General features: G+C 43.1%; 2 protein-coding genes. One reads left to right on the top strand and one right to left on the bottom strand.

From position 1 onward, the window contains the following. Positions 1 to 485 (bottom strand): CHC2 zinc finger domain-containing protein (locus tag ABVT42_RS22410; RefSeq protein ID WP_367024557.1); only part of this gene is annotated, 485 nt, incomplete at its 3' end. Between the two features lie 101 nt (positions 486 to 586). Here ABVT42_RS22410 and ABVT42_RS22405 point away from each other — a divergent pair. Then, a complete protein-coding gene (locus ABVT42_RS22405; protein ID WP_367024555.1) occupies positions 587 to 958 on the top strand; it encodes a helix-turn-helix domain-containing protein in 372 nt (123 codons plus the stop codon). The last annotated feature ends 59 nt before the right edge of the window (positions 959 to 1,017 follow it).

Here is a 1,017-nt window from a genome sequence, read left to right as displayed (position 1 = left end):
TTAAAGGTGTTGATGAGTTCAACATTATTAAGTCCACGACTTTCTAAATACTGTAATACCTCGGGGCTTTGCTTGAGTGTTTCGTGGTAAAAATCAATCACCTGTTTTAAGGCTTGTTGCTCATCTCGTTCAGCCACTAAAGTAGAAGGCAGTTGTTTCGTGCTCGCATATTTCACAGGCGCATGAGGCTCGGCAATTAATCCTAAATCATGTTGCAGGATTTCCACCGCCCGTTTAAAGGATATCCCTTCTCGCTTCATCACCCAGTCAATCACGCTACCACCAGTGCCGCAAGCGCCTAAACAATGCCATAAGTTTTTAGAAGGGCTTACCACTAAAGACGGGGTTTTATCATCATGGAACGGGCAGCGCGTCACTTTGTCTTTGCCATGCGGTTTAAACTCAAAGCCCTGACTCTCCATCAGGCGAACCAGTGAGACTTCATTTTTTAGTTTTTCAATCAATTCGTCTTTGATTCGTGCCATTGCTCTGATTTCCTAAAAACCTGTCAATAATCTTTTAGGGTTTTATTATCAACCCTTTTAAGGTATTATTGCAACACCTATTTTATTTGGAGGGGTATTCTATGGCTATTCTCATCAACTGGTTAATACCGATGAACTTTTCAGCCAGACTATTACAGATCCGTAAATCACAAGGATTGACACAGCAAGGACTAGCGGATGCAGCCTCTCTCCATATTAATCAAATTCGACGATACGAGGCAGGGACGGCTCAACCAACCTTAGAAGGATTGATTAAACTAGCTCAAGCGCTCCATGTCAGTCTGGATGATTTAGTCTTTGAAGCCAATGAGCGGGGGCCATCTGATAAATTAAAGTTATTATTTGAAGCCGCTGAACGATTGAGCGAGAAGGAGCAAGCGATTATTCAGGAGCTACTTGAAGGCATGATTATTAAGTACGAAGCTCGTCGATGGACACAACAAACGGGCTAATTAAACTAGCGCTAGCTGAATGGGTAGCCGCCCAAACAGCCAGCTAATCACAACAACCT

The organism is Aliikangiella maris, assembly GCF_040719265.1.
GTDB classification, from domain to species: domain Bacteria; phylum Pseudomonadota; class Gammaproteobacteria; order Enterobacterales; family Kangiellaceae; genus Aliikangiella; species Aliikangiella maris.
This window is presented reverse-complemented; position numbering and strand designations above follow the sequence as displayed.

Coding starts and splice junctions, on each gene's coding strand:
- ABVT42_RS22405 (WP_367024555.1), top strand. CDS start 587: ATGGCTATTCTCATCAACTGGTTAATACCGATGAACTTTTCAGCCAGA.